The organism is Alcanivorax sp. HI0083 (assembly GCF_001635175.1).
This window is the reverse complement of the sequence record NZ_LWFX01001154.1, coordinates 1-3,925: the sequence shown is the minus strand read 5'-3', so window position 1 is coordinate 3,925 and position 3,925 is coordinate 1. Positions and strand designations below refer to the sequence as shown.

The following is a 3,925-nucleotide window of genomic DNA, read 5'->3' as shown; positions in this document are numbered from 1 at the left end:
GAGGAAGTTCAGGTACGCGCCGTAAAACTGGAGCAAGTATGTGGCCAGCCAACAACAACCTGTAATAGCTACGCGCCGATTTATTCCAACGGTGACTATATTTCACCAATGAATTCAGCCAATCAATGTGAGCGCAATTATGTGGTCATGATGACAGATGGTGAGCCCAGTGGTGACGACGGTGTGAATGACAACCCCAGCGATGATCGTTTGCCTAACTGTGACGACAATAACTTTAGCGAAAGTGATAGTTACTTCTGCCAACGTAAGCTTGCGGCGGCGATGAATCAGTCCAAATATGAAGAGCACGAAAGGGTAAAAACCTACACCGTTGGGCTCTACATGGATGAGTACAGCCTTGATAACGATAACGTTATCTACCTGGACGATGTGGCCGAGGCTGGGGGGGGCGAAACCTTTAATGCTGAGTCCGGTTCCGAGCTTGCTGCTGCATTCATGAATATTATCGACCTGGTTGATGAACAGTCCCGTTCGGTCTCTTCTCCTGGTGTTGCGGTTAACCAGATGAATCGTTTTGAACACCTGGATCAGCTGTATTACTCTATTTTCCAGCCTGCGATTAGCAGCTTCTGGGAAGGTAATTTGAAAAAATACGAGCTGGAAGGTGATGAAATTCACGGCCAGAATGGCAATGCGATCAGTGACAATACAGGCTATTTTACCGCCACTTCCAGAAGTTTCTGGAGTGATGAAACTGATGGTTATGACGCCACAAAAGGGGGGGCAAGAGGGGAACTGGAAACTAACGGTCATACCCTTTTCTATACGGATGCAAATACGGGAAGTAACTCGACGCTGCCCAGGCTTGATTGGGACAAGATCAACACCGATGAAGGTAAACCCAAGACCTTCTTTGGCCTGGATGCCACAGCCAGCGATGAAATGACCCAGGACTTGGTGACGAAGCTGAGGAGTCTGTGGGCTGACCCTATGCACAGCGTGCCCGTGTTGGTGAACTATGGTGGTACGAGTGACGATGCCAATGATCAGAATAATGTGGTTTTTGTGTCCACCAACGGAGGTATGCTGCACGCCATCAATGCCAAAAATGGTTCAGAAGAATTCACTTTCATGCCCTATGAAATGATTTCCAAGGCCAATCAGTTTACGACGCACCGTCCTGGCCTGAAGGATAACAAGCGCCAGGTTTATGGGCTGGATGGTAGTTGGGTGGCCTGGCGCCGCCCAGGTAGTAATGCGGATAATAGCCCTTCAGCGGTTTACTTGTATGGTGGCATTCGCCGTGGCGGTCGTAGCTATTACGCTCTGGATGTATCGAACCTGAATGCGCCGAAGCTTAAATGGCAAATTACGGGTGGTGCGGGTGACTTTGAAAAACTGGGTCAAACCTGGTCAACACCTACCTTGACCCAGATACCCGTTGGTGAAGATGTGCTGCCGGTGTTGGTGTTTGGTGGCGGCTACAGCCCGGCGGATCACGACCGTACCGAGAATTTTGATGCGGAAGATCGTAGCACGGAAGATGAGATGGGTAATGCCATCTACATCGTGAATGCGCAGACCGGTGATCTGGTGTGGTCTGCTTCTGGTGATGATGTAGCATCCATGAAATGGGCTATTCCCAGCAGTATTTCAGTCGTCGACAAAAACCTGGATGGCGCTGCCGACCACCTTTATTTTGGTGACTTGGGTGGACAGGTGTTCCGCGTTGATATCGACCAGACTGGTGATAGGAATATGGCCGTCCACCGCTTGGCTGATTTTGGCGGTGATGATGAAAATCATCGTCGCTTCTACGAAGCGCCAGCTATTACCTATGTAAAAGAAGGCTTCAATGAGTTTTTATCGGTGGCCATCGGCTCAGGATATCGTGCGCATCCAAAAGATAAAGACATCGAAGAAGCCTTTATTGTTTTTAATGACGAGAAGGCATTCAGTAATCCGTCTGCGCCGGACAAGGTACTTGGTCTCAGTGACTTGAGCGAGATTTCCCGTACCGGAACGGAAGGTGCGGACACCTCCAAGCCGGGTTGGTTCTACAAGTTGAACGCCTTGGACGGTGAAAAAGCGCTGTCATCCCCGTCGGTGATCAATGGTGTGGTTCGCTTCAGTTCTTATTCGCCCGTAGCAAGCAGTAATCCAGACAACCCATGTGCGGTTAGTCTGGGTACCTCTTTTATTCATACGGTGGCTCTCAAGGACGGTGCGCCTGCAGCCCTAAATGATGGCGACGTCACCAGCCGTAGTGAGGAGTTGAAGCAGCAGACATTGCCGCCAACCCCGGTGCTGCTTACCAATGAGGAGGGTGAAGTGAAGGTTGTGGTTGGTACGGAGGTTGTCGGGGACGATGATCTTGGCAATATGGGCTTGCGCAAAACCCGCTGGTACCAGATGTCCGAAGATACTGCTGCGCCTGGATCGTAAGGAGGGTGGATATGTATCGAGCAAAGAACAATAGGCTAAATCAGCAGGGGTTTACGCTGATCGAGCTGTTTATTGTGGTTCTGATTATCGGTGTGTTAGCGGCAGTTGCTTACCCAAGCTACACCAGCCATGTTGAATCTACTCGCCAGTCAGCTGTAAAGGCGCAAATCATGGAGCTGGCTGCTGCGATGGAGGCGTTCCGTTCGCGAAATTTTTCGTATAGCGGTGCGGCCTCCGACACAGCGATTACCTCCAGAACTGCGAATGACTTCTATACGGTGTCAGTTACCGTGGATGCGAGTGATGTCCAAAGCTATACAATTGCTGCGGTGCCTGTTGCAGCAAAAAACATGAATGGCACTGAAACATTCATGCTTAATGAGCAAGGCGAGACCTGTATGAAAGTGGCTGCAACTTGCAGTATGGCTACGGATCACTCTTGGTGAAATTGCTTCAGAATTTGGGGGCGTAAGCCCCTGTTTCTATGTCTGCTTATGTTACGGGCAGAGGTTCCCCGGTAGCGCTTCAATTCTCGTTCTTCCGATCCAGTTCATTACGATTTTCCTGCCAGCATGGTTGTTGCAAATATAAAAGCTGCCGTTTTGGAAATGGCTGATGCCGCTGCTATGGAAGACAAGAGAGTTTCCATTAAACCTTTTCCACTCAAGGGTTGTATTACCTGGGAAGTTGAGTGACTCGATAACTTCTCCGGTCTCTAGTTGACCGTTTTGGTTGTCGTCCCTTCCCATTATCAGTGAATCTGTTTGATTGAATGTTGAGCATCCGGTGTTCCCTGCGCAGATCATTCGCTGTGACCGGTCACTGAGTGCGCCTGCACGGGCTTTCAGTATGAGGTTGTGGACAGAGTAGGCCGACGAGATAACTTGGTATCTTGGGATGAAATCGGTGAACAGCGTATGGGTAATGGTTGCGAATATGGCCAGAATAGCTGCAGACACAAGAGCTTCGAGGAGCGTGAAGCCTTTAGAGGCGATTTTGTGACGTTTTTTCATATGCCTTTAGCCCTAAAATTATCTGGTTGTCAGATGCTATCCGGGTTTTTAACGAAGGCGTGTGGTAATGTTGCTTCACTTCTTATAGGTAATAGTCCCCTTGATTCATGTCTGATGTGCTCGTATTAGGTGGAGGCATTGTCGGCCTCTTGAGTGCGCTTGAACTCACAAAGCGTGATCTCAGTGTAACCGTGATTGATGGCGGTCCGCCGCCGGCATCCTGGGCTGGCGGTGGAATTCTTTCCCCCTTGTTCGCGTGGCGTCATTCTTCTTTTCTCAATCGGTTGACCCACGATGGAGTGAGCCGCTATCAAACTCTGGTGTTAATGCTTGAGGAATCCGGTTTTCTGGACCGCAAGGCGGTCCTGCACTTGGGTGGCATGTGGGTCCAGGTGGCGGGGGCGGAGTTGACTCGTGCGCAGAGGTGGGCTGAGGCGTGGGGTTTGGATTGCCACGAAATGGAGTCTCCCGAATCGAGAATAGGTCATGGTGCTGGCGGGCTTTTT

The 3,925-nt window shown here is 50.2% G+C and carries 4 protein-coding genes; 3 read left to right on the top strand and 1 reads right to left on the bottom strand.

The genetic code is table 11. The features are described from left to right. Both A3754_RS16425 and A3754_RS16420 read left to right on the top strand, forming a co-directional pair. Positions 1 to 2,406 (top strand): pilus assembly protein (locus tag A3754_RS16425; RefSeq protein ID WP_197468689.1); only part of this gene is annotated, 2,406 nt, incomplete at its 5' end. Positions 2,407 to 2,417: 11 nt separating this feature from the next. Then, positions 2,418 to 2,852 (top strand): type IV pilin protein, encoded by a 435-nt coding sequence (locus A3754_RS16420; RefSeq protein WP_063520562.1) that lies wholly within the window; start codon positions 2,418 to 2,420, stop codon positions 2,850 to 2,852. 51 nt (positions 2,853 to 2,903) lie between these two features. Here the strand turns inward: A3754_RS16420 and A3754_RS16415 are convergent, their stop codons facing one another. Next, positions 2,904 to 3,419, bottom strand: a complete 516-nt coding sequence (locus A3754_RS16415) for a Tfp pilus assembly protein FimT/FimU (RefSeq protein WP_063520561.1) — start codon at positions 3,417 to 3,419, stop codon at positions 2,904 to 2,906. 107 nt (positions 3,420 to 3,526) lie between these two features. Between A3754_RS16415 and A3754_RS26215 the strand changes: the two genes are divergently transcribed. Then, positions 3,527 to 3,925, top strand: a 399-nt coding sequence (locus tag A3754_RS26215; protein WP_156497034.1) for an FAD-binding oxidoreductase, incomplete at its 3' end; no start/stop codon positions are given.